This is a genomic window from Lentimicrobiaceae bacterium, from assembly GCA_028697555.1.
GTDB lineage: Bacteria > Bacteroidota > Bacteroidia > Bacteroidales > UBA4417 > UBA4417.
The window spans coordinates 16,481-41,900 of the sequence record JAQVEX010000020.1 but is presented as its reverse complement, the minus strand read 5'-3'; the positions used below and the strand labels follow the sequence as shown (position 1 = coordinate 41,900).

Sequence of the window (25,420 nt, the reverse complement as noted above, 5' to 3'; positions counted from 1 at the left end):
CCGAATGTTTTTCAAATCGTATATCTTCGGTAGAAATAAGGGCTTTTACCAACCAAGGCGATAGTTCGTTATAGCGAACGTTCGATCTGTTTTCGATATAAAAGGTCCCCAAAAGTTTTTGGTCGGAAGAAATTATTTCGGAAGCTAGCTTGCTTTTTGGATTTTCTAATTCTTCAAAAGATGGCATAAAACCAAGCCAGCCCATAGATAGCATAAAGAAAAACAGAAATACCAGACCCAGAAAGCTCAAAAAAGCTATTCTGTATCTTTTTATCCATTGTTTTTCGTCTACGTTTTTTTTCATATTCATAAATCAATTATCAATTAGCAATGAACAATTAGCAATTGCCTTTAGCTCTTAGCCATTAGCCACACTCAGCTAACAGCCAACAGCTAACGGCTTTGAACTTTCAACTTCGTTACAACATCACTTATTCGTTTCATGCTCTATAAGCACCTTTACATTAATTCGTACATTTTTTTATCTTAATACCTATTTCGGCAATTCCCACAATAGTATCATTCCGCATACCGTGATTTATCGCAATAACATGAGTTCCGTTGTTACGAAAACGAGCGTTTTTTGTAAACAAAACATCAAGGTTTTTATAAAAACCAATTCCTTTGCCTAACCATTCTCCATCTTTTTTAGACAAAAAAACTTCCACAGTGTCGTGGGAATACGTATATGCCGGATAAAAAGCCGTTACAAACATAAACAGGTTTTGAAATTGGTAATCGGTGGTGTTGCGTATATTAAATTCTATCTCGTAAAGAGCCAACGAATCGGTAGTTTCAAATTGAAAAAACAAGGTATCTGCAGAAGTCCATTTTGCATCATGTATTTTTATTGAGTGTTCGTAACTGTACTTATTATTGCACGAAGATGCAAATATTATTGAAAACGAAACAATAAAAATGCTAAAAATAACTTGTCTGATGTTCATATCAATTTGTTTATTACAATACAAACGAAATTAAGCCGTAAGTATTATGTTTGATTTTATGAGTTTAGAAAAAAACGCAGGTATTTATTCTTTTTTGTTTCTGTTCTTGTTTCTGTTTCTTTTTTTCTTGCTTCTATTCTGTTTTTTCTTGTCAAATCTGTCAATATCGTCAAGTAGCTCAACCTGTTTGATGTCTTTTGAATCTTTATATCTTTTCTCGTCGCTTTCAACGATTTTCCAATCGTCTAATGCTTCTATGATGATATCTTGCTTGTTTTTCTCAATTATTTCGTTAACATCTTCTAATTCTACAGGGAAAAGAGTAGGTATGTTTTCTTTATAAGCAAGCCAAACTTTGTTGTTGAGTACGTCGAATTTTTGAATGTATGCGTCGCCTAACTTAGTTTTAATAATTGTTTTAGGACTCGGAAAATCTTTAATGGCTTCGGCGTAGTTTTCAACTTCGTAGTTAAGGCAGCACTTTAGTTTAGAACACTGACCGGCAAGTTTTTGCGGATTGGTAGTAAGCTGCTGTACTTTTGCCGAATTGGTCGAAACGGTTCTGAAAGTATTCATCCACGAGCAGCAGCAAAGTTCTCTGCCGCAAGGACCTATTCCGCCAATATGAGCAGCTTCTTGACGTATGCCTATTTGTTTCATCTCAATTCTGATTTTGAGATGTTCGGCTAATATTTTTATAAGTTCCCTAAAGTCAATTCTTTCGTCGGCAGTGTAGTAAAATATAGCTTTACAGCCGTCGCCCTGAAATTCAACATCGTTGACTTTCATTTCGAGTCCTAATTTTTCGGCAGTTTTGCGAGTAAAAATCAAAGCATCTTTTTCTCTACTAATGGCTTGCAACCATTTATCTATATCCTTTTGAGTAGCTTTTCGGTATATTTTTTTGAATTCGCTAGTTTTAGCGTTTTTTTTAAGAATTTGAAGTTTAGCAGTATGTTTTGTTAAAGTAACTATACCTATATCGTGACCGTAGTTGGCTTCAACGGCGACAATATCGCCCTGATATACATTCAGATTATCGGGAATTATAAAAAAATCTTTATGGTCGTTTTTAAATCTTATCTCAGCATAATTTTCGGTATCCGTTTCGGAAGTCGGGATATTATCCAACCAATTTCTTGCCGACAACTTACTGCACGCCGATTCGTTTATTTTGTTTCTAATAAGCGGATTTTTCTGAGTGTTCCATCCCCTTTTAGTCGATTCCTTGCTATCAGAAAATTTTATTTGCAGTTGTTCATCCATAATTAGTCAAAAAAATTTTTACAAAGTTACGCTTTTTTTGATATTATTTATCGGTGATGTGGATGATTTGCGAAAAGCTTAAGGATAAATCGGTAATTACTATCAGCGGATTTGCATTGCGTTCTATATGCAAAATTGTTTTATTTATCTCGGTTTCAAACAGGTGTATGTTGTTTTTGTGAATAAATTTGCTGAAAGCTGATATAAATTCGGTTTCTTCTCCTTCAAAATGTTCAATTTTGGTATTGCCTACGTTGTAGTTAAGGCAAATGTGCATAATGTGAAGGCAATAAGTGAAGAAAGTTTTTATTTTTTCGCGATTTCCGTCGGCAACTATTATTTCTATAATACCTTGAAGCTGTTCGTAGTAGCTAAAATTTTTGCCTACTCTGTAAATCTCTCTCATCCAATCTCTGAAAACTATAAAATTTTCGGACAAAACATTGGTTTCGTCGTTTTTGTAGAGCATTGCAAGTTTGTACGCTTCCGAAAAATTGCCATTGGATAGAAGCGATATTTGTTCGCATCTCTTAATGTCATCAACCAAAGCTTTTACGGCATTGGTAATGCTATTGTCGTCTATTTTGTTAAACTGAACCGTTTGTGTTCTCGACAGAATTGTTTCCAACAAAGAGTTTTTATCTTCGGTAATGAGTATAAACAAAGTGTTTTTGGGTGGTTCTTCCAAGTTTTTAAGCAATTTGTTTGCAGCTGTAATATTCATTTTGTCAGCCATCCAAATAATAAGCACTTTGTATTTTGCCTCGTATGCCTTGTATGCCAATGTATTATTGATATTGTCGGCTTCTTCGGCATTGATAAAACCCTGTTTTTTTTCAATTTTAATGTAGTCGTACCAATCGTTTAGTGTAGGGTAGTAGCCGGTTTCTTGCAAAAAATTGCGCCATTGTTCGTAAAACAAGCTACTGTGTATTTTGGTATCGGTGATGTCTTTGGTTTTATTTACCGGAAAAATAAAGTGCAAGTCGGGGTGAGCCAATTTTTCGTACTTTTTGCACGACGAACACTCGCCGCAAGAATCGTTTTGGGTTGGGTTTTTGCAATTGATATACTGAGCGTAAGCTAAAGCCGTAGCGAGTTTGCCTGAGCCGGTAGGTCCTACAAACAACTGTGCATGACTTATTCGGTTGGTGCTAACGGTTTGTATTAATTGTTTCTTTATTGTTTCTTGTCCGACAACGTCTTTAAATTTCATATTTTAAGCAAGTACTCAATTAAATTACAAACAAAGATAGTTTATTTGCCAGAAAATCTCTGCAATTTAAGGTAAATAATATTTTAATATTCTAATTCTTTGGAACTTATAAGTCAAAGCCGTAGTGTTAAAATTAAAGTAATAGTGTTTACCGTTTATATCACTTTGTTTCTAAAATAGTTATATATCTCGGTCTGAGCATTAATTTTAATTTTCGGGTTTCCAACTACGTATTTATTAAAGTCTTTCGAACTTATTACACGTGCCTTAGTGTTATCAGCCCATTGAATATTAAGTAGGGTAAGCAGTTCGTTTTGCAGTTCGGGGTCGTAAATGGGTACAGCCACTTCAATTCTGTTGTCGAAGTTTCGCACCATCCAATCGGCGGAAGATATATAAAACAGGTTGTCGTCGTTGTTGCAAAAAGCAATAACTCTTGTGTGTTCTAAATATCTGCCAACAATTGAAATGCCTTTAATGTTTTCGCTCATGTTTTTAACGCCCGGCTCCAACACACATATTCCCCTGACTATAAGTTTAATATTTACGCCTGCATTGCTTGCTTCGTAAAGTTTATTAACTATTTCAGTGTCGACTAAGCTATTGAGTTTCAAGAAAATCCACGAGGGTTTTCCTTCTTCGGCGTTTTTTATCTCGTTATCTATAAGCTCCGTAAAGTGATTTCTCATGTAGAAAGGAGCAACAATCAGATTGTCGAATTTGGGTATTTTGTATCTGGATTCGCAGAGATAAAACACTTGGTCAACTTCTCTGCCAATATTATCGTCGGCAGTAAGCAAAATGCAGTCGGAATAAAGCCTGCCTGTAGTTTCGTTAAAGTTGCCCGTACCAATTCCTGCATAATATTTGCACCCGTTATCTTCGTTTCGTTTAACTAACAATAACTTGGAGTGAACCTTGTATCCGGGTATTCCGGGTATAATTTTAACACCTTCTTTTTGCAGAACAGATGCCCATTTAATATTGGCTTCTTCGTCGAAACGAGCTTGTACTTCGAGAAATACTGTAACAAATTTTCCGTTTCTGGCTGCGTTTATTAAGGCGTTAATAACTTTTGATTGGTTAGCAACGCGGTACAGCGTCATTTTTATTTCCGACACGTTTGGGTCGATAGATGCTTCACGCAAAAGGTCTATAATGTACTCAAACGACTGATAAGGGAAGTGTATGATAAAATCTTTTTCTCTTATCGATTTAAACAAGCTTCTTTCGTGTTTTAGCCATGGGTGCGGCAAAGGCGGCTGTGGCGGATATTCAAGCGATGCATCTCCCGTATTCGGAAATTTCATCAGGTCTTTAAGGTTGTGATATCTGCCTCCGGGCGAAATTGTATCGTTTTGGTTGATATTTAGTTTTGCAAAAAGCTTTTTAAGCAATTGTTTAGGGATTTTTTTATCGTAAACAATGCGTATAGGCAGTGCGACTTGGCGTTGTTTTAAGCTTTTCGACATTTGTTCGATAAAACTCTTAGAAACGTCGTTATCGAAGTCAAGTTCGGCATCGCGAGTAAACTTAACGGTGTAGGCTTCAAATTGCGTATATCCCAACACCGAAAAAACTTGGTCTAAGCAATAACGAATAATATCGTCGATAAACATGACGTATTTATTGTCGTTATCGGAAGGTAGCAGCACAAAGCGGCTCAAATCATCGACGGGGACTTCTATAACAGCTGCTTCGTCTTTTATGTCCGGATTATCGGATTTAAGTGTAATGAGCAAGTACAGAGCATGGTCGTGCAGGTCGTCTGAGTCGAGAGTATCGAGCATTAGCGGAAAAAGCGAAGGTCGTATATTATTTCTGAAATAATCTTTAATAAACTCACTTTGAGCGGTAGAGACTTGTTTTTCGTTTATAATAAAGATTTTGTTTTTCTTCAGTTCCTTAACAAGATCGTTGTATATGTTAGTGAACTCAAGTTGTAGTTGCTTGTCAATTTCTTTAATGCTTTTAAGAGTTTCGGTAGGTTTGAATGACATTTCAGCATTTTTTTGCTCTTTTGAGTCAATCATACGTGTAACCGTAGCTACTCTAACGCGGAAAAATTCGTCTAAGTTGTTTGAGTATATCCCCAAAAATCTCATTCTATTGATAAGGGGATTTGATTTATCGGCAGCTTCTTGAAGCCCTCTTTGGTTAAACTGCAACCAACTTACTTCTCTGTTTATTATTATTCTTTTTTTTAGTCGGCTCATTTTTCAATACGTTTATCGGGAAAGTATTGTTTATAGCATACCGGGCCATATTTTAAATTTAAGTTCGGCATTGCTTTTGTCAATATTTTCCCATTCGTCAGTGTCAAAATTAATAACAACAACACCCGAAGTCGGCAAATTGTCGACAACATCGTTTACAAAATAGTTGGCAATTTCTGTAAATTGCGGATTATGTCCAACTATCATCAGATTGTCGATATTATTATCGTAAGACTTTATTTCGTCGCAAATCTGTTCAGCACTACCCAAATAAAAATGCTTGTTGGTTTCTATATTTTTTTGTTCAACCGAAAGTTGGTCGGCGAATACCAACGATGTTGTATATGCTCTTTCGGCATCTGAGCTAATTATACGTTGAGGTATTGCGTTATTGCTTTTTAGAATGTTTCCTATTTTTTTTGTTCGTTCAACCCCAACGTCGGTAATTAGTCTTTCTTCATCGGGTTTGTCAAATGTACGCTCGGATTTAGCATGACGAGCTATATATAATATTTTCATGCGCAATAATCAGTTTTTAAGGGTATTTTTGGCTGTTATTTAGTTGTGAGTCTTTCAATTCTCTTTTCGTAATTAGTACCCTCAAAAATACGATGTACAAAAATTCCCGGTATGTGAATAAAGTTAGGGTCAAGTTCGCCTGGTTGAACAAGTTCTTCAACTTCCACAACTGTAATTTTGCCAGCCATAGCCATAGGTTGGTTAAAATTATTGGCTGTTTTTCTGAAAACCAAGTTTCCGTGAGTATCGCCTTTCCACGCTTTAATAAGAGCAAAATCAGATTGAATGGCATGTTCCAACAAATGGGGTTTATTGTTAAAGTATCTGATTTCTTTACCTTTGGCAACTTCGGTTCCTGCACCTGCAGGTACGAAAAAAGCGGGGATTCCGGCACCGGCAGCTCTACAACGTTCAGCCAATGTGCCTTGTGGTACTAGGTCAACTTCTATTTCGCCGCTTAGCACTTGCCTTTCAAATTCGGCATTTTCGCCAACGTAAGATGCTATCATCTTTTTTACCAATTTATTTTGATACAAGATACCTAAGCCAAAATCATCAACACCGGCATTGCTCGATACACAAGTTAAATCTTTTATGCCCATTTCGGCGATAGCGCTTATCATGTTTTCGGGAACGCCACATAAGCCAAAACCGCCTACTAAAATTGTCATTCCATTCTTTAAATCGTGCAATGCTTCTTTTGCATTTGAAAAAACCTTATTCATACTGTATAATATTTTTATTAACGTTAATTTATTATTGTATTTATGTGCTAAATAATTTACAAATATAGACAATTTGAATTAACGGACATATTATTATTTCATAATTTTTTTTAAAACCCTACGGTTGAGTTAAGCGTGTGTTGTAATATGTTTTTATTTTCTGGAATTTGTTTATCTTTGTAATTAATATGGCAAAAAGGCGATTATTGTTTTTAGAAAGATAAACAAATTAAAATTTAAGAAAAATGTCGTACAATATTATAAACAATGCTCAGCAACTAATTACTGATGAAATGATTTCAAATTCGGCTATTCTGCTTGCCGAAGAAGAGAAAAACGTACGTTTGGCAACAAATATCATTATTCCTGCTGTTTTGTACATATATTCCGACAATACGGAGGACGAAGATTCGGTTCAATCAATATATTCAATTACTGCAGATAGTTACAAAACCGGGATATTGAATAAGTTGGCATCGCTTTTCAACAAGGATAGCGAACTTACTACAAAAGGTAGCGAGTTGTTTAAAACACTTTTGCCCGAAAACAAGTTTGAAGTACTTTCTACGCTTGTCTCTAAGCATTCGGAAATAAAGCAATCGTCGGCTCAGTCACTTATAATGATGATTGTTCCGTTGGTAAACGGTTTGCTTGGCAAGTTTGCATCCAACAACAACATGAGCCCTATGAGTTTGGCTTCGTGGTTGTCGTCTCAAAAGTTGGTTTACAACGACAGTTTGCCTAACAATTTTAATATAATTGATGTTGTTCAAGCTAAGAGTAATGTTGATAAGAAAAAGAAAATTTCGAAAGTCGAAAAAACACAAATAAATTGGTTATGGCCCATTGTTGTATTTTTATTGCTATCGGTAGCGTTGTGGCTTTTGATAGGTAAAAGTTGTAGCAGAAAATCGGAAAGAAGTACTACAACAATAAATACTTTTGTGTTTAGCGATTCGACTACCAACCTTGAAGATTTGTTTGGATATTACGATACCGTAAATCATAAATTTGTTTACAATATAGGCGAAGTTGGGTATTTGTTTTTACAAGGCAAAGTTGATCCGCTTATTGTAGGAGATTTATCAACCGAAAGTCGGATAATTGATTTTATAACTATTTCTGACACGTTGAGGCAGCAAGGACAATTAGTTGACACTTCCGATTGGATTATTTTTACAGGCGTTGAATTTAATCATGGCGGAATAGAATTGACCGTAGAGTCGGAAGAGCAACTTCAAAACTTGATTCACATTGCCGAGGCTTATCCCGATATTAACTATCAAATTGCTTGCTACACATTTAATAGCGGCGATTCTATATACGATTATCAGCTTACCAATAACAGAGCAATAGTAGTTAAAGAGGTGATGATATTGATGGGATTGCCCGCAGAAAGAATTAGCGATGTACTTAGCTGCGGTTCAAATAATCCTATTTTGGACGATGAAACTGAAATTGGAAAGGCTGTAAATCAGAGGATGGAAATAAGAATTATAAAAAGATACTAACTTATAAAAATTTATTGTTATGAAGAAGTTTGCAATTATATTGTCAGGCTGTGGTGTATACGACGGCACAGAAATTCACGAGTGTGTTACTCTTATGTTGGCTATAGATAAGGCAGGAGCATCGTACAGCATGTTTGCTCCCGATATAAAACAGCGCGATACTGTTAATCATGTTGCCGGTAAAACTGTTTCGCAAGAGCGTAATGTTTTGGAAGAAAGTGCCAGAATAGCCAGAGGCAATATTAAACCAATTGAGCAATTAGATGTTCGCAATTTTGATGCTATAGTTTTTCCGGGAGGTTTCGGTGTTGCTAAAAATTTGAGTGATTTTGCCGTCAACCCCGACAATGTTACAGTTATTCCTTCTGTTGAAAAAGTAATAAAACAAGCTGTAAGTCTTAAAAAACCTATAGGAGCCATGTGTATTGCTCCGATTTTATTGTCGAGAGTGATAAAAAACTCGAATGTTACTATTGGCAACGATGAAGGAACAATATCGAAAATTGAAAATATGCAGAGCAAGCACTCGGTAGCAAAATTAGGAGAGGTTGTGGTAGACGAAAATTATAAATTATTTACTACCCCTTGCTATATGTACGGCGATGCAAGAATAAGTCAGGTTGCGGCTTCAGCCGAAAAATTGGTTGAGGATATTTTGGGAGTGCTGTAGTGTTGCGGGTTGCGTGTTGCGGGTTGCGTGGTACGTGTTGTGTGGTGCGTGTTTCGGGGTAATGAGCAATTAGCAATGAGCAATTAGCAATGAGTTTTTGGCGATAGACTATATTAGCTAATGGCTAATAGCCAACAGCTACTCATAACTTATAACTCAGAACTAACCTTAACACCCATCACCGACCTCTATCCACAACTTACCAGCTAATGGCTAACAGCCAACAGCCAATGGCTAATAACCAACAGCTACTCAGAACTCAAAACTCCTGACTCAGAACTATAACCCTAGTCTCTTCTACCTAAGAAAATAGCCAAATAATAAAGCAGTGTAGCCAACGATGATATTGCGGCTATTACGTAAGTCATGGCAGCTGTGTTTAAAGCGTCTTTAGCTTTGGAGTAGTCGCTTGCAATTGTAATATTGGTTTCTTTTAACCAGGCTAGAGCTCTTTTGCTTGCGTTAAACTCGACGGGTAGCGTAACAAAGCTGAATAGCGTAGTAGCGGCAAATAATATAATTCCGGCAAGTAAAAGATTGGGAAAAACATTTATAAGTAATATTCCGGCAAGCAAAATCCATTGTACCCATTTGGAAGCAAAGCTAACAACGGGAACCATTGCACTTCTGAACTCCAAAAAGGCATAAGAAGTAGCGTGCTGAATAGCATGACCGCATTCGTGTGCTGCGACAGCAGCAGCGGCTACATTTCGTTGGTTATATACTCCTTCGCTCAAATTCACCGTTTTACTTTTCGGATTATAATGGTCGGTGAGCATACCAGGCGTAGAAATCACTTGTACATCGTAAATACCGTTGTCGTGCAGCATTTTTTCGGCAATTTCTTTTCCGCTCATCTGAAGTGGCAACCTTGAGTATTTTTTAAATTTCGATTTCAGCCATTGACTAACTATCAAGCTAAGTACAAATAAAAGACCAAAAACTAAGTAATATATCATGTCAGTTTATTTTTTTAGTTAATAATTTGTAGATATTTCCAATTTTCCTGCCAAATGCGCAAGAAACCATTGTTTTAACATAAATTATGAGTCGCTGTAATTTGAATAAATGTTTTCGTCGTGCCAACTAGCGTACATTGTGTAGCTGTCGGTTATTCGGTTGATTGTGTTTTTTAGCAAATCATCATCAATTTTTTTTATAGGTTTGGCAGGAATTCCTGCATATATGTAACCTTCTTTTACAACAGTTTTTTCCAAAACCACAGCACCTGCGGCAATAATAGTATTGCTTTCGATAACGGCATCGTCTAAAATAATAGCACCAATACCGACAAGTACATTCGAATGAATTGTACATCCGTGCACGACAGCATTATGAGCAATTGAAACGCGATCGTGTATGGTTACCGGCGATTTTTTGTATGTGCAGTGAATTATAGCTCCGTCTTGAATATTGACATTATTTCCGATTTTAATAAAATGCACATCGCCACGAAGTACGGTATTAAACCAAATACTGCAATCGTCGCCTATTGTTACATCGCCCACAATAGTGGCATTGGGCGCAATAAACGTGTTTTTCCCTATTACAGGTTTTTTATCTTTTATAGGATAAATTATAGGCATAGTGCTATTTAATTTATATCGTAATCGATTTTATAATCAGTGCCAGTTTTTGGGTAGTCGATAGAGTAGTGTAAGCCACGACTTTCCTTACGTTGCATTGCCATTTTAATAATAAGTTTGGCAACTTTAATAAGATTTCTGACTTCGCAAATATGTTCGTTAAGCACCGATTTTTTGAAAAGGTCTTCCGTTTCTGTTTCAAGAATCATAAGTCGGTTGGCAGCCCTTTGCAATCTCAAATTTGAACGCACAATACCCACGTAGTTAGTCATAATGCTTTGTAGCTCTTTTACTGTTTGGGTTATCAAAATCATTTCTTCGTTCATAACCGTACCTTCTGCATTCCATTCGGGTATAAGTGTGTTGAACTCAATATCTTTAAGTCTTTCGGTTGCATGCACGTAGGCTCTGTGTGAAAATACCAGGGATTCCAACAGCGAATTACTTGCAAGTCTGTTAGCTCCGTGCAATCCCGTTGAGGCACATTCGCCAGAGGCGTAGCAGTTGACAATAGAGCTTCTTCCCCATTCGTCGACTTTAATACCACCGCAGGTGTAGTGTGCAGCAGGTACAATGGGAATCATTTCTTTTGTGATATCAATATTGATGCTGAGACACTTGGCATATATTGCGGGGAAATGGTTAATAAGTTCGTTTTTATCCAAGTGAGTACAATCCAAGTAAAGATGGTCGGCTCCTGAGGTTTTAAGTTCGTTGTCTATAGCTCGTGCAACAATATCGCGAGGAGCCAACGACAAGCGACTGTCGTAACGATGCATAAATTCTTTGCCGTTGTGGTCTTTGAGTATACCGCCAAAACCCCTAAGAGCTTCGGATATTAGGAATGAAGGTTTTTCGGTAGGATTGTACAAGGAAGTTGGGTGAAATTGGATAAACTCCATTTTTTCGACAGCACCCTTGGCTCTGTAAATCATTGCTATGCCGTCGCCTGTGGCGATAGGAGGGTTTGTAGTTGTAGCATAAACATTGCCGGCTCCACCGGTTGCAACAAGCGTAACCTTTGATATGATTGTGTTTATTTCGTTGGTTTTTTTATTCAATACGTAAGCTCCATAACAAGTAATATCGGGGGTGTATCTGTTTACATATATTCCCAAGTGGTGTTGTGTAATAATTTCTATTACAAAATGTTCTTCCAAGAGTTCTATGTTTTTGTTTTCTTTAACTCTTTTCAGCAAGATGTTTTCAATTTCTTTACCTGTTTGGTCTTTGTGATGCAGAACTCTGTACTCGGAGTGCCCACCTTCGCGTGCTAGGTCGTATTTTCCACTTTCGGTTTTGTCGAAGTTAACGCCGTATTCAATAAGCTCTTTTATTCGGTCGGGAGCTTCATAAATGGTCATACGTACAACGTTCTCGTCGTTTAGTTCATCGCCGGCTATAAGAGTGTCTTCTATGTGTTTTTCGTACGAGTCGGGAGTATACATTACAGCAGCAATGCCACCCTGAGCGTATTTAGTAGCACTTTCGTCGGCTGAAGCTTTTGTTGCTATTATAACTTTTCCGTGTTTTGCTGCTTTTAAAGCGAAGCTAAGTCCGGCAATACCCGAGTCTATTACTAAGAAATCAGTATGTTTTTTCATCGCAATTAATTAATATGCTTGAATATATATGGTTGAAGTTTGCAAAATTAATAAAACTGTGAAAAAAACGGAGTTTTTTTTGGTGATTAGTGTTTCGTGTTACGTGGTTCGAGTTGCGTGGTGCGGGGTCTATTAGCAATTAAATATTTTTAGTCAATAGCTAACGGCTAAAGGCTAATAGCCAAGATTAATCAGAACTCAGAACTCGTAACTAACACCACTCATCACTCATCACTCAATTTTTTATTAATAGCTGCAATTACCGAGTGAAGTAAATTAATATCTGTATCGCCGAGTAAGGCAACTCTTTCCATTATGCGAGTGTATATTAAGTCAGATGGATTAATGTCTACTTCTATAAGCAATTGACTTATATTTTTTTGAAGCACCTTCCAACTGTCAGCATTTTTCGTATCTTTTTGTTTTGGCGATTTCTTATCGATAAACTTGCTAAATGCGTAGGCGTATATCATAACGGCTTGAGACAAATTCAGCGATGGATACGGTTTTTTTAGAGAAATTGTACTTAGCATATCGCATAATTGTATGTCGGCGTTGGATAAGCCACTTTCTTCGCTTCCAAAAACAATACCCACCGACTTAATACTTTTTCGTTTCTTCTCCACTATTTCAACGGTATCTTCAATTGTGTGATAATCGGTTAGTCGTGTCCTTTTGCGAGCAGTAGCAGCGATAATAAAATCTATGTCGGAAATGGCTTCTTCAAGAGAATTGAAATGCTTTATATTATCGACAATATCAGTCGAGCCATGAGCCAATATCTTAGTCTTAGGGTCAAGATGTTTTTCCGAATCAACGATTCGCAAATCATCAAAGCCCATAGTTTTAATGGCTCTGGCACTAGCCCCGATGTTTTCGGGGATAGCAGGTTTTACCAATATGAAAATAAAATTCAAAAACTATTATTTATAAAAGTTACTGAACGGCATTGAGCTATTCGGTGCGTTTACGCAGGTTCAATAACTTTGTTGTTAGCTATTTCGGCAAGTTCTTTATCAATGTGGAACAAACCGCTTTTCATTTCGCCAGCCAAATTCATTTGATCTAAAATGTCGCGAATAGATTTTTCTTCTTCGATTTGTTCGGTGATGAACCACTGCAAAAATGTAGCGGTTGTGTAGTCTTTGTGTTTTACCGATAATTCGTAAAGTTTGTTGATAGTTTGAGTAACAAATTTTTCGTGTTCTAAAACTTTTTCAAACAAGTGTTTAAGCGAATTATATTCTGCCGTGGGATTAGGCAATTCGGCAAAAGTGCTGTGTCCATCTTTATCGTTGAGGTAATTTACAATTTTAATCATGTGCATACGCTCTTCGTCCGATTGTTTATAAAGGAAACTTGCAGCACCCGGATAACCTTGTGTGTCGCACCATGAAGCCATAGCCATGTATAGTCTGGATGCGTGTTCTTCGTGTTTAATTTGCTCTATTAATGCTTTTTCTATTTCTTTGTTCATCATAGTTAAAAAGTTTTTTAAGGTTTAATTTAGTTTATTAAGATAGTTTTCTGGCTCCGTCGCTAATAACGACGTCGTATATTTTAGGTTCTATATTGAATTTGCTTTTGTATTGTTTTTTAGCTTCTTCAATAAAGTGATTGTAAAGTTCGGTTTTAACTAAGTTTATAGTACATCCGCCAAATCCGCCACCCATCACGCGTGAGCCGGTAACGCCGCATTTGCGAGCAACATCGTTAAGGAAGTCTAATTCTTCGCAGCTAACTTCGTAAAGTTTGCTCATGCCGTGATGTGTTTTATACATTCTGTCGCCAACGGTTTCGTAATCGCCTTTTTCCAAAGCTTCCGAAACGTCGTAAACACGCTGTGTTTCTTCAATCACGTATTTGGCACGCATATAATCTTCTGCCGAAATTTTATCTTTTACAGCATTAAGTTGCTCCATTGATGCATCTCGCAAAAATTTAACGTCGGGGTTTCCATTATCATGAATGGCTTTTGCTGCATGTTCGCAGGATTCTCTTCTTTTATTGTATGCCGATGATGCCAACTCGTGTTTTACGAGAGTATCGACCAAAACAAGCTTATAACCTTCGGGTTTAAAAGGAAAGTATTCGTACTCCATAGATTTGGTATCTAAGCGAATAAGGTTGTCTTTTTTGCCGAACAAAGAGATAAATTGATCCATAATTCCGCATTTAACGCCAACGTAGTTGTGTTCGGTAGCTTGACCAATTTTAGCAAGTTCAAATTTATCTATTCCCAAGTTTAGCATATCGTTAAGAGCGAAACCAAAGGTGCTTTCCAAAGCTGCCGATGACGACATTCCCGCACCAAGGGGTACATCGCCTGCAAAGGCGGTATCAAAACCTTGCAGTTTGCCGCCACGCTTAATAATTTCGCGACAAACGCCGAAAATGTACTTTGCCCAACCTTCTTTTGGTAAATCTTCTTCGTTAAAACCGAACTCCGAAAACTCATTCAAATCGGCTGCGTAAGCACGAACTTTGCCTGTTCCGTTAAGAGTAATGGCTGCAATTATTCCTTTGTCAATCGCTCCCGGAAAGACAAAACTCCCGTTATAATCGGTGTGTTCGCCTATCAGATTTACGCGACCCGGCGAAGTATAAACTTCAGGCGATTCGGCACCAAATTTTTGATTATATATTTTTATTATTTCTTCTTTCTTCATTTTCTAACTATTTAAAAATAAGTTTTGGCTTTAAATACTATTATTCGTCGGTTACAGGAATATCTTTATTTACATTCTTTGAGCCGATAAGTGCGTAGTAAAGTATAAATGCTAATCCAACAATAATTACCCAATAACTGTTGATGTATCCGACTTTATCGGCAAACGCACCTTGGATTGCAGGAACAATTCCACCACCCATTACCATTACCATAAAGAAGCCCGAAGCTGCTTCTGTGTATTTGCCCAATCCTTCAACAGCCAAATTGAATATTCCGCCCCACATTACCGATGTGCATAATCCGCACAATACTAAAAAGATAATACTTACAGGAATTTTAACTATTCCAAAAGATATATCCGACTGAAATACAGGCATGCTCGCCATTTTGGTTACAGGTGTGAAGATTGCTATTAAAACGAATATTATGCCTACGGTTGAAACAATTGTGAGCATGGTTTTGCTCGATACTTTACCACCGGTAGCTGCTCCAAGGAGTCGTCCAATAAGCATTAAAAACCAATAAGTTCCCACAACCGAACCTGCTACGGTTGGGTCGTAACCCAATCCGCCTTCGGCGGGAGAGCCCGTCATATACGGGTTTATAAACATTTGAATACCGACTTCAATTCCTACATACAAGAAACTTGCTACCGCACCCAAAACGAAGTGGCGGAATGCAAACGGACTATGTTCGTATTTTACGTTTGCTTTTTTAGAAGATAAACTCGGTTCGGGAATTGAAACAAAAAACAAAACTATAAATGCAAGAGCAAAAATACCCATTGCAAGGAATAGAGCAGGATATGCGTCTGTTATGTTAGCTTTGGCAACGTTGCTACCTATTAAGTATCCAACCAATACCGGAACGATAGTAGCCATTAATGAATTGAACGAGCCTCCAACTTGTATCAATTGATTTCCTCTATTGCCGCCGCCGCCGAGTGTGTTAAGCATCGGGTTTACTACGGTATTAAGCATACACATTGAGAAGCCCGCAACGAAAGCTCCAATTAAATAGACGACAAAGCTGCTAAATTCACCAGACAAAACCATGATGCCGACACCGACAAAGCCGATAAATATAGCCCAAAGTGCTGTTTTTTTGTATCCTATTCTTTGCAACATTTGTCCGGCGGGATAGCCCATAAATGCATAAGCAATGAAATTGGCAAAATAGCCGAGCGTGGACAAAAAGTTTGATGTGGAGAATTGATTTTTAACAATTACTCCCATTGGGTTTGCCAATCCGGTAACGAACGAAATCATTCCGAACAAGGCAATCATCATAATTATCGGTAACAGATAACTCTTTTTTCGTGTTGTTGTATTCATAATCTATATTCTTTATTGAGGTTTTTATTAAATATTACTTACTAAATATAAATGTTGTTCTAGATTTAAAAACATCATTAGGTTTCAAGACTATTGACGGGAAGTTTGGTTGGTTTATGCTATCGGGAAAATGTTGTGTTTCGAAGCAGACAGCCGAACGCATTGGATAGCGATGTCCGTTTTTGGCAACAAAATTGCCGGTCATCCAATTGCCTGTATATAATTGAACTCCGGGTTGAGTTGTGTACATTTCCATTTTTATTCCCGTTTTTGGCGACTTGCAAACACCGACGTACGAATATTCGTCTACTAAGTTTTTGTTCAACACAAATGTGTGGTCGTAGCCTTTTCCTATGTGTAGTTGTTCGAAATCATCGTTAATTCTTTCGCCTATAGTGTGTGGTTGCGTAAAATCCATAGGTGTTCCTTGTACTGGTGCGGGTTCGCCGTATGGAATGGCATTAGTATCAGTTGGCAAATACTTATCGGCATTAAGCATAAGTATATGGTCGCCTATGTACGGGTCTCCTTCGCCCGAAAGGTTAAAGTACGAGTGATTGGTAAGATTTAAAATAGTATCTTTATCGGTGGTAGCTTTGTAATTAATATCCAAAGCGTTTTCGTCGGTTAGCATGTAAGTAGTCGTTACCGACAGGTTACCCGGATAACCTTCTTCTCCGTCGTGCGATAAATAATGCAGTTCTATACTGTTATCAGAAACTTTTTTTACATCCCATACAACAGCATTAAAGCCTTTTATACCGCCATGAAGCGAGCATGTACCATTATTTGTGGCGAGTTGGTATTCTTTTCCGTTTAGCGTAAACCTGCCATTGGCTATTCTGTTGCACGTTCTACCGCAAATAGCGCCGAAATAGGGCTCTTCCGAATTAACGTATTCGTCTATAGTTGAATGTCCTGTTACTACATCAACAAAATTGTCGTCTTTGTCGGGAACCATCAACGATACGATTATGCCGCCGTAGTTTGTAACGGCAATTTCGCAACCGTTATTATTTTTCAAAAAGTATAAACCTACAGGTTTATTGTCAATTGTTTTGTTGAAATCTGTGCTATTCAATCCGGATTTGTTGTTAGTACTACTCATATCATCACATTTTTTATCAAGATGTTTCAAAAACTTATCAGTAAGTTTATTTAAAACTATTTAAATTTTAACCAAAGATAATATTTTGTAGAAAATTAGATTAAAAAGTTAAAATCTTTTGAAAAAATCATAGATGATAATGTTATCAAATATTATAGGCTTATAAAATTTTTAAATGCATATTTGCAAAATTGGAAATAAAGTCAGAAAAATTGTAAATTTGCTTTTTAAACTTAAAACGATGGATTATTTTTCGCACGAAACAGCAGTAATAGACGAAAACTGTCAGATAGGTTCGGGTACGAAAATATGGCATTTTTCGCACATAATGAGCAATTGCGTAATTGGCAATAATTGCAATATTGGTCAGAATGTTGTTATATCTCCGCAGGTGGTTTTAGGCAATAATGTAAAGGTTCAGAACAATGTTTCGGTTTATACCGGAGTGATTTGCGAAGACGATGTTTTCCTTGGACCTTCTATGGTTTTTACCAATGTTATAAATCCGCGAAGCAGTGTAAATAGAAAAAACGAATATAAAAGTACTTTTGTACGCAAGGGAGCGACCATAGGAGCTAATGCAACCATAGTTTGCGGTATTGAGATTGGCGAATACGCTTTTATAGGAGCCGGTGCCGTTGTTACCAAGTCGGTGAAACCATTTTCGTTAGTCGTAGGAAATCCGGCGAGACATATTGGCTGGGTCAGCAAAAACGGTCATAAACTGACTTTCGACAAAGACGGCATTGCTGTTTGTCCTGAAACGAAGGAAAAGTACGAGCTTGTTGGGAACAATGTGCGACTTAGCCATTAGCTGTTAGCCATTAGCCGTTGGCTGGTGCGTGGTGCGTGGTGCGTGGTGCGTGGTGCGTGGTGCGTGGTGCGTGGTGCGTGGTTTCACAGCCATTAGCCATTAGTCCCGAAACTTTGGGACTATTAGCTAAACTCTGCCAACGGCTAACAGCCAACAGCTAGAATAAAAACCCCGAATTAATATAAATCGCTCCTTTACTATTATCTTGCGAGTTGAATGCTTTGCCGTATTCAAAGGCGACTATAAAATTTCGGTTCATAATAATTCTAAAGCCTGCACCTGCTGCTAGGTGGAATTTTTCGGAGTTATCCGAAAGCAAGTGCGGATAAGTTGTTTCTAAAGCTGAGAGGTTAATATGTTTAAAACTTCTGGCTCCATCAAGAAATCCACTTAAATTGAGTGCTATGTTCTGATTAAACAGTCTGAAATCGACAAAGCGCCACCTTAATTCCGTGTTAAAAAATCCAAATTGCAGCGATTGTACTCTGTTTCTCATCAATCCTCTTGTTGTTCGGTATCCGCCAATGCCGTCGTAGTCGCTAAAAGGACCTACAATTGAATGAAAAGGTAGAACGTAGAAAGGAGCATTGCCGATAAATCCCTGATAGTTGAGACGGTATGCAAAAACCAATTTATCGGTAGCTATGGGTACATACTGATGAAAGATGAAATTAAATTTAAAGTAGTTTTTGGAAGAACCCAAAAATTTTGGAGCTGCAATAGCGTGTGCTTCAGACCATATTCCTTTTGTAGGGCTAGCTTCAACGTCTCTGGTGTCGTACATTAGTCCGAAACGCAGGCTTGAAGAAATTCCGCCGTCGGCATCGTCTTTATCTATTATATTGTTTGAGATGTAAATATCGTATAGTGATGGCTCTGTAAGGTTTTCGCTTTCGAAGCGTTTTGTTTTAAAATAGCTAAAATTATAACCAGCTTTCCACGAAAAGTTTGGAGTTATTTTTCCAATAAAATCGGCTTTAAAAGTAGCAACAGCTCTGCCGTGTCTATAGAAAGCCGTCGGCAAATCCTTGTCGTAAAAAGATTGATAGCCGTTAAATCCGTAAAAATCCAAAGCCTTTTCATTCGAAAACCTACCTGCTATGCACATACGAGTGTTTTTTATCAGAGCTTTGTTGTCGTATATGATTTCAAATTTGTACGAACCTTTGGTATACGCCGATGCTTCAAAGTACCACTGCGATTTTGGGTTGGGATACCACGAGCCGTCGCCAAAATTATAAATGTTGAGCAAAGCTCCGTACTGGAAACCTTTATCTTGGTCGAATGCCACTACAGGCAAAGGACCTAACGATAACCCCTTTTTAATTATTTCCTTTTTGTTGTTAGTCACAGAATCGGGATTATTATTTGCCGATAATTGTTTGTAATTATCGCCTATGGTTATTGTTGATATTAGCAGAAAGCCAATAAGTAGCAGAGTTAACTTTTTCATTTTGTGTGATTTATTACTAAGGTTCTAAGGTTATTGTAATTATCGATTAATTGCTTATTCAGAACACATCTAATATCAGAGAATAGCAATCGAGAAAATTCGAAATATGTGTGATAAAATTTCGGCAAAGCAAAATTAAACAGCATTAAAACAACGGCTAAATACCATTTAAAGAAAATAAAAAACAGTGCAGTCCAAACCATAAACAAAATTGAGTTAAGAACAAGCGAATTAGCGAAACGAGCCGTATTCCAAAAGGTTTTGTCTTTTATTTTAGATGTGATAAATTTTTCAGAAATTGGAATGTTTGGATAAGATATAGCCGATATTAAAAATATTGGTAAGCCTATTATAAATAACAGGAAGTTGAAAAGTATAGCCAATTTTGTTTTAGGACGAGCTATTGATTTGATACTTATTTTTGCTTTAATCCTTTCGGCAAGTAGTTTGTCGGCTTGTCTGAAAATTCTATCAGCAGTTTCGGGATTATCTTGTTTAAGATTTGAGATATCGCTTATAATTTCCTTGTTTTTATTGAATCGTTTTAGTGTTTTACGTTCGGGTATGTTCCCGGATAGGAGTTTAGCAATTTCCCAAACGGCTTCGTAGTCTTCAGTTTCATCGATGTAAATAATTTTATCGGCAATTTTGCTTCGTATTACTTCTCTAAGTCCTGTGTTTACTTCATATTGTAATTTGTCGGCATTTTCGTTTACATATTTTGTAACATTAATAATATCTCCTACTTGTATAAGCAACGAAGTGTTATATCTGAAATAGTCGCTGTATTCAAGACCAATAGGCAATATGTATACATCGTTGTTTTCTGCTAAATCGTTAGCAGTAAGAGCAATGCGGATTATACCTTTTCCTATCGGCAAAAGGTTGCGTTTGCTTCTGTGAGCTCCTTCCGGAAAAATATGAACTTTTTTGCCAGCTGCGAGTACGTTTGCGGCAACTTTTATAGTTTCTTCCGATTTGGTTACGCTTTTTATACCGTCGCGTATGCGGAAAATAGGTAAAATTTTAGCAAAGCGTAAAAATTTATTTACGGTTTTGTTTATAAATACATCTCCGCGAGCAATAAAAACCTTAGGTTCCTTGTTGAGAGCAAGCACATTAAGAGCATCCATAAGTGAATTACAGTGATTGGAGGCAAGAATTACGGAACCTTTTTCGGGTATTTTATCCAATCCTACGACAATTATTCTTTTGTATACATTTTTAACCTTGTAATCTACAAGAAAACGAGCTATTTTGTAACCTACGGTATTGTCGTATATGTTGCGGATTTTACTCATGCAGCTTCAACATTTTTTTTGCGTAAGAAAATTGCGGCTACCGTTAGTCCGGCAATTATATGCCATATTCCCCACCACGCAGTAATAAAGAGCATGCCGCCATTCATCAGGTCGGGTGGAAATATTTTTGGGTTGAACAGTAATACCAAGCCTAAACCCGAGTTTTGTATTCCGGTTTCGATTGTAATTGTTCGGCGGTTTTTCTCAGAAAGCCTAAACGCTGAGGCAGTGCCATAGCCTACCAAAAAAGCACTGGCGTTGTGTACAAGGACAATAAAAAACACATACCAAATGTATTTTATAATGAGAGATAAATTATTACCGAAGGCGAGTACTACCATTAGTATAAAAAATGCAATTGAAAAATATTGCATGGGTTTTTTGAGCTTGTTGGCAAATTTTGGGAAGTATTTTGAGGTCAGCAGTCCGACAATTAATGGTATTCCGAGCAGAATGAATACTATATAGAACATATCCAAAAAGTTGATTTCCAATATTTGCAATGCCGACTGAGCTTGTTTGTTCAGGTACTTGACGTACAACCCACCCCAAAAAGCGAAATTAAACGGAGTCATAATAGGAGCAAATGTTGTGCTAAACGCCGTTAGAGTTATTGATAGTTCGGTGTTAGCCTTCGATAACTGAGACATAAAATTCGATATATTTCCACCAGGACATGCTGCTACCAATATCATTCCCATTGCTACCATAGGGGTTATGTAGTCGTTTAGTATTACAACAAGAACATAAGTAAGTGCCGGTAACAAAAACCACTGGCAAATTAATCCTATTACTACAGGCTTAGGCTTTTTGAGCAAATCTTTAAAAACTGAAGTCTTTATACCCAAAGCAACACCGAACATAACAAACGCCAATACAATGTTTATCGCATCTTGTCCGGCTTTAGAAAAGTTTATTGTAATGGAATCTAGGTTTAGTAATTGTTCGTACATAAATTTATATTTTAAATAAAAAACAAAGGTAAGTAAAGTTTATAACTTACATAGGATCAACGTCTATTATAACTCTAACGCCTGTGAAACCCGAGAGTTTTTGCATTCTGCCCACGGCGTCAAAAATCGCTTGTTTTGATTTACTTAATGGTATGGTTTTTTCTAATTTTATGATGATATTTTTTATATAAAAATTTCGGATTTTCGAAACGTTAGGATATTCAGGACCAAGTACCCTATTGGCAAAAACTTTTTTCAGCATTATTGTCAATTCTTTTGCTGCGTTGTCGGTTACCATTTGGTTTGAATGCCTTACCGATATTGAAATTATTTTTACAAAAGGTGGATAAAAGTATTCTTGTCTTTCGCTGATTATAGCATCGTAGAAACCGTGATAATCGTTGTTTTTAACCATATTGATAATATTGTGCGAAGGATTGTAAGTTTGAATAATAACTTTTCCTTCAACATCTCTTCTGCCGGCTCTGCCGGCGATTTGAACCATCATTTGGTAACCCCTTTCAAATGCTCTAAAATCGGGGTACGACAGCAGGTTATCGGCGTTTAATATTGCAACTAACATTACCTTGCCAAAATCAAAACCTTTTGTAACCATTTGAGTTCCAATTAGTATTTTGGTTTTTCCACTTTCAAACGATTGTATTATTTTTTGATGAGCCATTTTTTGTCGCGTGCTGTCCAAATCCATTCTTAGCGTGGGCACATCGGGGAAAATTTGTTTAATATCTTCTTCAACTTTTTCGGTTCCGTATCCTTTCATAATAATAGCCGTGTTGCCGCATTCGGGACAGCGGTCGGGGACAGGAACGCCGTAACCGCAATAGTGGCATCGCATTTTATTATCTTTTTTATGATAAACTAAACTTACATCGCAGTGAAGGCAATACGGTATCCAACCGCAGGTTTGACAATGTATATGCAAGGAGAATCCGCGTCGGTTTTGGAAAAGTATGACCTGATAGCCATTGTCTAAGGTTTTTTGTATTTCGTTAATCAATTCCTGACTAAAAACAGATTTTATGCTTCGGTTTTTATGAGCTTTTTTAAGGTCAACTACTTCAATATTAGGCGGTTTAACTCCACCGTATCTGTTTTTAAGTTCAACCAATCCAAACTTGTTTATCTGAGTGTTGTAATAACTCTCAATGCTTGGAGTAGCCGAACCCAACAAAACATCGGCTTTGTGCAACATAGCCATATATATAGCCGTGTCTCTGGCGTTGTATCTGGGAGCCGGGTCGTATTGTTTGTACGAAGTATCGTGTTCTTCGTCAACAATAATAAGTCCTAAGTTATTGTACGGCAAAAACATAGCCGACCTTGCACCTAATACAAGTTTTATATTTTCGTCGTTGTTATGATTTTTTACTTTGCTCCAAAGTTCAACGCGTTCGTTTTCGTTGTACTTTGAATGATAAACACCCATCATGTCGCCAAAGTGCCGTTTTACGCGGTTTACCATTTGGGTTGTAAGTGCTATTTCAGGCAAAAGGTACAGGACTTGTTTTCCGGCAGCAATTGTTTCGTTTATAAGTCTGATATACAGTTCGGTTTTGCCGCTGGATGTAACTCCGTGTAGCAGAACAGGCTTATTTTCGGCAAAATATTTTTTTATTTCGGAGAATGCAGTTTCTTGCTCGTCACTAAGCTTTGGCAGTCTTGAATACTTGTCTTTTTCAAAAGGCTTTAGTCTATCAACAACGACAGTATCTTCAGTAAAAACTTCCTTTTTAATCAAGGCATTGAGAGCTGCGTTTGTTGAAGAAGCCGTTTTTAAGAGTTCGGTTTTTTCTACAGGAAGTGGATTTTCGGAGAAAAATTTAGACAATTGCAAATAAGCCATGAGCAACGCCAACTGCTTGGGAGCTTTCTTCTCCAACTTATCAAAAAGCGATTTCAGATTTTCTTCCGAATTATATTTTTTAGTTATTTCGATAATGGTTACGGTTTTTGGCTGAAAACGTTCTTTAATGAGTTCTTCCGTCTGGATAAAACCTTTTTCCACCAAAGTATTTAGCAAAGGAATTATTTTTTGCTGTTCGGTTATCTTGATAGCTTCGTTTATAGTAAGCGAACCGTAAGTTTTGAGCGAATTAAGTAAGGCAAATTCTCTTTCGTTCAGGATAGATTTATCGAAATTTACTTCGGTGTTGAGATAAATTTTAGTCTCGCTGGCTAATTTCAATCCCGAAGGCAAAGCCACATTCATGGTTTCGCCAATTGTACACATGTAGTATTCCGAAATCCATTTCCAAAGCTTAAGCTGCAAATCGTTTACAACTGGCACTTCGTCGATAATGTCTAAAATGTATTTAGCTTGTTGCTTAGGTGGAGTTTCAATCACTTCTTCTATGAGAGCTGTGTACAATTTTTTTCTTCCGAATTGCACAATTACTCTTTTTCCAACTTCAACCTTATCATTCCATTCGAAAGGCACTCTGTAGGTAAAAACGCCTTCTACAGGTAATGGAATAATAACATTTACAAAAAGAGTAGTTCTCATATGTTTTTATCGGTTTTTGAAGATTTATTTACGTATTTGTAGTTGATTGTCAACTTTTTTTGCGGGTCTGTATTGTTTTCGGATTTGTTATTCTCATTGTAATTATCAGGATTTTCTTTGTTGGAATCGCTATTGGCTTCATCTTTTGAGTGATCTTGCCAATCGAAGTCAACTTCTTCGTCATCGTCCCAATTGTACGGCTCGGCTTGCACTCCTTCTTTTTTGTATGCAAAAGCTAAAACAATTCCGGCAATCAGTCCTAAAAGGTGCGATTCCCACGAGATATTTTTTTTAATCGCAAAATCGGGTATAATTCCCCAAACAAGTCCGCCGTACAAGAAAACCACGACCAAGGCAATAGCCATATGCTTAGGGTCTCGACGCAGTATGCCGCCTACAAAATGAAATCCTGCCAAAGCGTATATCACACCCGATGCACCTATGTGTATGCCTTCTTTTGCAAAAGCCCAAACCCAAAATCCGGTTATTACCCAGCATAGCGATAATATTGTTACTGCTTTTTTAGGATAAAAATAAAACAGCATCCACGATAAAAATAAAAAAGGAATAGAATTAGCCGACAAATGAGCAAAATCAACATGCAGTAGCGGTGCAGTAATTATGCCTATTAAGCCCCTAAATGTTTGTGGCAATATTCCGTACCTGGATAAGGAAATACCTGTCGAGACTTCAAATATCTTTATAAGCCATAAAAGAGCCGTAATCAGCAGCGGAACCAATGCCGACGATAACAATTTTCTTTTTTCTACGCTTGTTTCAGATACGTTATTTTCCAAGAATATTTTCGATTAAGGTAAATTTCAAAAAAACTCATTAGCAGGTAAAAGTACAATTTTTTTGTTAATAGTTAATTTGGTGATTGGTGATTGGTGAATGGTGTTTGGTGATTAGTGGTCGGTGGTTGTTTGTCCCAAGAATTAGGGAGTGGTTGGTGTGTCTTTATCAATTGCCGTGTCTTTAAAGGCACGGCAATTAAATCTA

At 37.2% G+C, this 25,420-nt stretch carries 23 protein-coding genes; 3 read left to right on the top strand and 20 right to left on the bottom strand.

The annotated features are described in order from the left end of the window. The 7 genes from PHP31_04580 to PHP31_04550 form a co-directional block, all read right to left on the bottom strand. Positions 1-304, bottom strand: a 304-nt coding sequence (locus PHP31_04580; protein MDD3738550.1) for a transglycosylase domain-containing protein, incomplete at its 3' end; no start/stop codon positions are given. A 160-nt stretch (positions 305-464) separates the two neighbouring features. After that, a complete protein-coding gene (locus PHP31_04575) occupies positions 465-947 on the bottom strand; it encodes a gliding motility lipoprotein GldH (GenBank protein MDD3738549.1) in 483 nt (160 codons plus the stop codon). A gap of 84 nt (positions 948-1,031) precedes the next feature. Further along, positions 1,032-2,213: a regulatory iron-sulfur-containing complex subunit RicT gene (gene ricT / locus PHP31_04570; protein MDD3738548.1), complete on the bottom strand. Its 1,182-nt coding sequence runs from the start codon at positions 2,211-2,213 to the stop codon at positions 1,032-1,034. A gap of 43 nt (positions 2,214-2,256) precedes the next feature. Then, on the bottom strand, positions 2,257-3,429 hold the full coding sequence (gene holB / locus PHP31_04565; protein ID MDD3738547.1) for a DNA polymerase III subunit delta': 1,173 nt from the start codon (positions 3,427-3,429) through the stop codon (positions 2,257-2,259). A gap of 155 nt (positions 3,430-3,584) precedes the next feature. Beyond that, positions 3,585-5,645, bottom strand: a complete 2,061-nt coding sequence (gene ppk1, locus PHP31_04560) for a polyphosphate kinase 1 (protein ID MDD3738546.1) — start codon at positions 5,643-5,645, stop codon at positions 3,585-3,587. Positions 5,646-5,675: 30 nt separating this feature from the next. After that, positions 5,676-6,164: a hypothetical protein gene (locus PHP31_04555; GenBank protein ID MDD3738545.1), complete on the bottom strand. Its 489-nt coding sequence runs from the start codon at positions 6,162-6,164 to the stop codon at positions 5,676-5,678. 35 nt (positions 6,165-6,199) lie between these two features. Continuing rightward, a complete protein-coding gene (locus PHP31_04550) occupies positions 6,200-6,889 on the bottom strand; it encodes a CoA transferase subunit A (protein MDD3738544.1) in 690 nt (229 codons plus the stop codon). Between the two features lie 245 nt (positions 6,890-7,134). Between PHP31_04550 and PHP31_04545 the strand changes: the two genes are divergently transcribed. Then, complete coding sequence (locus PHP31_04545; protein ID MDD3738543.1) at positions 7,135-8,400, top strand: OmpA family protein; 1,266 nt, start codon at positions 7,135-7,137, stop codon at positions 8,398-8,400. Between the two features lie 19 nt (positions 8,401-8,419). Then, positions 8,420-9,070 (top strand): isoprenoid biosynthesis glyoxalase ElbB, encoded by a 651-nt coding sequence (elbB, locus tag PHP31_04540; protein ID MDD3738542.1) that lies wholly within the window; start codon positions 8,420-8,422, stop codon positions 9,068-9,070. Between the two features lie 287 nt (positions 9,071-9,357). On the opposite strand, the gene PHP31_04535 is transcribed toward elbB, so the two are convergent. From PHP31_04535 to PHP31_04500, 8 genes are all read right to left on the bottom strand, one after another. Continuing rightward, positions 9,358-10,029, bottom strand: coding sequence for a zinc metallopeptidase (locus PHP31_04535; GenBank protein ID MDD3738541.1), 672 nt, complete (start codon positions 10,027-10,029; stop codon positions 9,358-9,360). Positions 10,030-10,113: 84 nt separating this feature from the next. Beyond that, positions 10,114-10,656: a gamma carbonic anhydrase family protein gene (locus tag PHP31_04530; GenBank protein MDD3738540.1), complete on the bottom strand. Its 543-nt coding sequence runs from the start codon at positions 10,654-10,656 to the stop codon at positions 10,114-10,116. 8 nt (positions 10,657-10,664) lie between these two features. Further along, the gene (gene nadB, locus PHP31_04525) at positions 10,665-12,260 is read right to left on the bottom strand and encodes an L-aspartate oxidase (protein MDD3738539.1); all 1,596 of its coding nucleotides are present in this window, start codon (positions 12,258-12,260) and stop codon (positions 10,665-10,667) included. A 224-nt stretch (positions 12,261-12,484) separates the two neighbouring features. Then, positions 12,485-13,177 (bottom strand): tRNA/rRNA methyltransferase, encoded by a 693-nt coding sequence (locus PHP31_04520; protein ID MDD3738538.1) that lies wholly within the window; start codon positions 13,175-13,177, stop codon positions 12,485-12,487. Positions 13,178-13,227: 50 nt separating this feature from the next. Further along, positions 13,228-13,740, bottom strand: coding sequence for a ferritin (locus PHP31_04515; GenBank protein MDD3738537.1), 513 nt, complete (start codon positions 13,738-13,740; stop codon positions 13,228-13,230). Positions 13,741-13,774: 34 nt separating this feature from the next. After that, entirely contained in the window at positions 13,775-14,929 is a 1,155-nt protein-coding gene (gene galK / locus PHP31_04510) for a galactokinase (protein ID MDD3738536.1), read from the bottom strand. A 40-nt stretch (positions 14,930-14,969) separates the two neighbouring features. Next, complete coding sequence (locus PHP31_04505; protein MDD3738535.1) at positions 14,970-16,265, bottom strand: MFS transporter; 1,296 nt, start codon at positions 16,263-16,265, stop codon at positions 14,970-14,972. Between the two features lie 34 nt (positions 16,266-16,299). Further along, a complete protein-coding gene (locus PHP31_04500; protein ID MDD3738534.1) occupies positions 16,300-17,373 on the bottom strand; it encodes a galactose mutarotase in 1,074 nt (357 codons plus the stop codon). 241 nt (positions 17,374-17,614) lie between these two features. Between PHP31_04500 and PHP31_04495 the strand changes: the two genes are divergently transcribed. Further along, positions 17,615-18,187 (top strand): acyltransferase, encoded by a 573-nt coding sequence (locus tag PHP31_04495; GenBank protein MDD3738533.1) that lies wholly within the window; start codon positions 17,615-17,617, stop codon positions 18,185-18,187. A gap of 157 nt (positions 18,188-18,344) precedes the next feature. On the opposite strand, the gene PHP31_04490 is transcribed toward PHP31_04495, so the two are convergent. Genes PHP31_04490 through PHP31_04470 form a run of 5 tightly spaced genes read right to left on the bottom strand, consistent with a single transcriptional unit; the run spans position 18,345 to position 25,215 of the window. Continuing rightward, entirely contained in the window at positions 18,345-19,640 is a 1,296-nt protein-coding gene (locus PHP31_04490) for a BamA/TamA family outer membrane protein (protein MDD3738532.1), read from the bottom strand. After that, a complete protein-coding gene (locus tag PHP31_04485; protein MDD3738531.1) occupies positions 19,637-20,941 on the bottom strand; it encodes a 1-acyl-sn-glycerol-3-phosphate acyltransferase in 1,305 nt (434 codons plus the stop codon). Before PHP31_04485 ends, PHP31_04490 begins: the two co-directional genes overlap by 4 nt. Further along, positions 20,938-21,894 (bottom strand): bile acid:sodium symporter family protein, encoded by a 957-nt coding sequence (locus tag PHP31_04480; protein ID MDD3738530.1) that lies wholly within the window; start codon positions 21,892-21,894, stop codon positions 20,938-20,940. Before PHP31_04480 ends, PHP31_04485 begins: the two co-directional genes overlap by 4 nt. Before the next feature lie 46 nt (positions 21,895-21,940). Then, positions 21,941-24,418, bottom strand: coding sequence for a primosomal protein N' (gene priA, locus PHP31_04475; GenBank protein MDD3738529.1), 2,478 nt, complete (start codon positions 24,416-24,418; stop codon positions 21,941-21,943). Next, entirely contained in the window at positions 24,415-25,215 is an 801-nt protein-coding gene (locus tag PHP31_04470) for a rhomboid family intramembrane serine protease (protein ID MDD3738528.1), read from the bottom strand. Before PHP31_04470 ends, priA begins: the two co-directional genes overlap by 4 nt. Between the last annotated feature and the right edge of the window lie 205 nt (positions 25,216-25,420).

Bases quoted from the DNA above. Each gene is read 5' to 3' on its own strand.
- galK (MDD3738536.1), bottom strand. From the start codon at position 14,929: ATGAAGAAAGAAGAAATAATAAAAATATATAATCAAAAATTTGGTGCC.
- PHP31_04500 (MDD3738534.1), bottom strand. From the start codon at position 17,373: ATGAGTAGTACTAACAACAAATCCGGATTGAATAGCACAGATTTCAAC.
- PHP31_04490 (MDD3738532.1), bottom strand. From the start codon at position 19,640: ATGAAAAAGTTAACTCTGCTACTTATTGGCTTTCTGCTAATATCAACA.
- priA (MDD3738529.1), bottom strand. From the start codon at position 24,418: ATGAGAACTACTCTTTTTGTAAATGTTATTATTCCATTACCTGTAGAA.
- PHP31_04545 (MDD3738543.1), top strand. From the start codon at position 7,135: ATGTCGTACAATATTATAAACAATGCTCAGCAACTAATTACTGATGAA.
- ppk1 (MDD3738546.1), bottom strand. From the start codon at position 5,645: ATGAGCCGACTAAAAAAAAGAATAATAATAAACAGAGAAGTAAGTTGG.
- PHP31_04535 (MDD3738541.1), bottom strand. From the start codon at position 10,029: ATGATATATTACTTAGTTTTTGGTCTTTTATTTGTACTTAGCTTGATA.
- PHP31_04515 (MDD3738537.1), bottom strand. From the start codon at position 13,740: ATGATGAACAAAGAAATAGAAAAAGCATTAATAGAGCAAATTAAACAC.
- nadB (MDD3738539.1), bottom strand. From the start codon at position 12,260: ATGAAAAAACATACTGATTTCTTAGTAATAGACTCGGGTATTGCCGGA.
- PHP31_04550 (MDD3738544.1), bottom strand. From the start codon at position 6,889: ATGAATAAGGTTTTTTCAAATGCAAAAGAAGCATTGCACGATTTAAAG.
- ricT (MDD3738548.1), bottom strand. From the start codon at position 2,213: ATGGATGAACAACTGCAAATAAAATTTTCTGATAGCAAGGAATCGACT.
- PHP31_04505 (MDD3738535.1), bottom strand. From the start codon at position 16,265: ATGAATACAACAACACGAAAAAAGAGTTATCTGTTACCGATAATTATG.
- elbB (MDD3738542.1), top strand. From the start codon at position 8,420: ATGAAGAAGTTTGCAATTATATTGTCAGGCTGTGGTGTATACGACGGC.
- PHP31_04575 (MDD3738549.1), bottom strand. From the start codon at position 947: ATGAACATCAGACAAGTTATTTTTAGCATTTTTATTGTTTCGTTTTCA.
- PHP31_04485 (MDD3738531.1), bottom strand. From the start codon at position 20,941: ATGAGTAAAATCCGCAACATATACGACAATACCGTAGGTTACAAAATA.
- PHP31_04530 (MDD3738540.1), bottom strand. From the start codon at position 10,656: ATGCCTATAATTTATCCTATAAAAGATAAAAAACCTGTAATAGGGAAA.
- holB (MDD3738547.1), bottom strand. From the start codon at position 3,429: ATGAAATTTAAAGACGTTGTCGGACAAGAAACAATAAAGAAACAATTA.
- PHP31_04495 (MDD3738533.1), top strand. From the start codon at position 17,615: ATGGATTATTTTTCGCACGAAACAGCAGTAATAGACGAAAACTGTCAG.
- PHP31_04480 (MDD3738530.1), bottom strand. From the start codon at position 21,894: ATGTACGAACAATTACTAAACCTAGATTCCATTACAATAAACTTTTCT.
- PHP31_04555 (MDD3738545.1), bottom strand. From the start codon at position 6,164: ATGAAAATATTATATATAGCTCGTCATGCTAAATCCGAGCGTACATTT.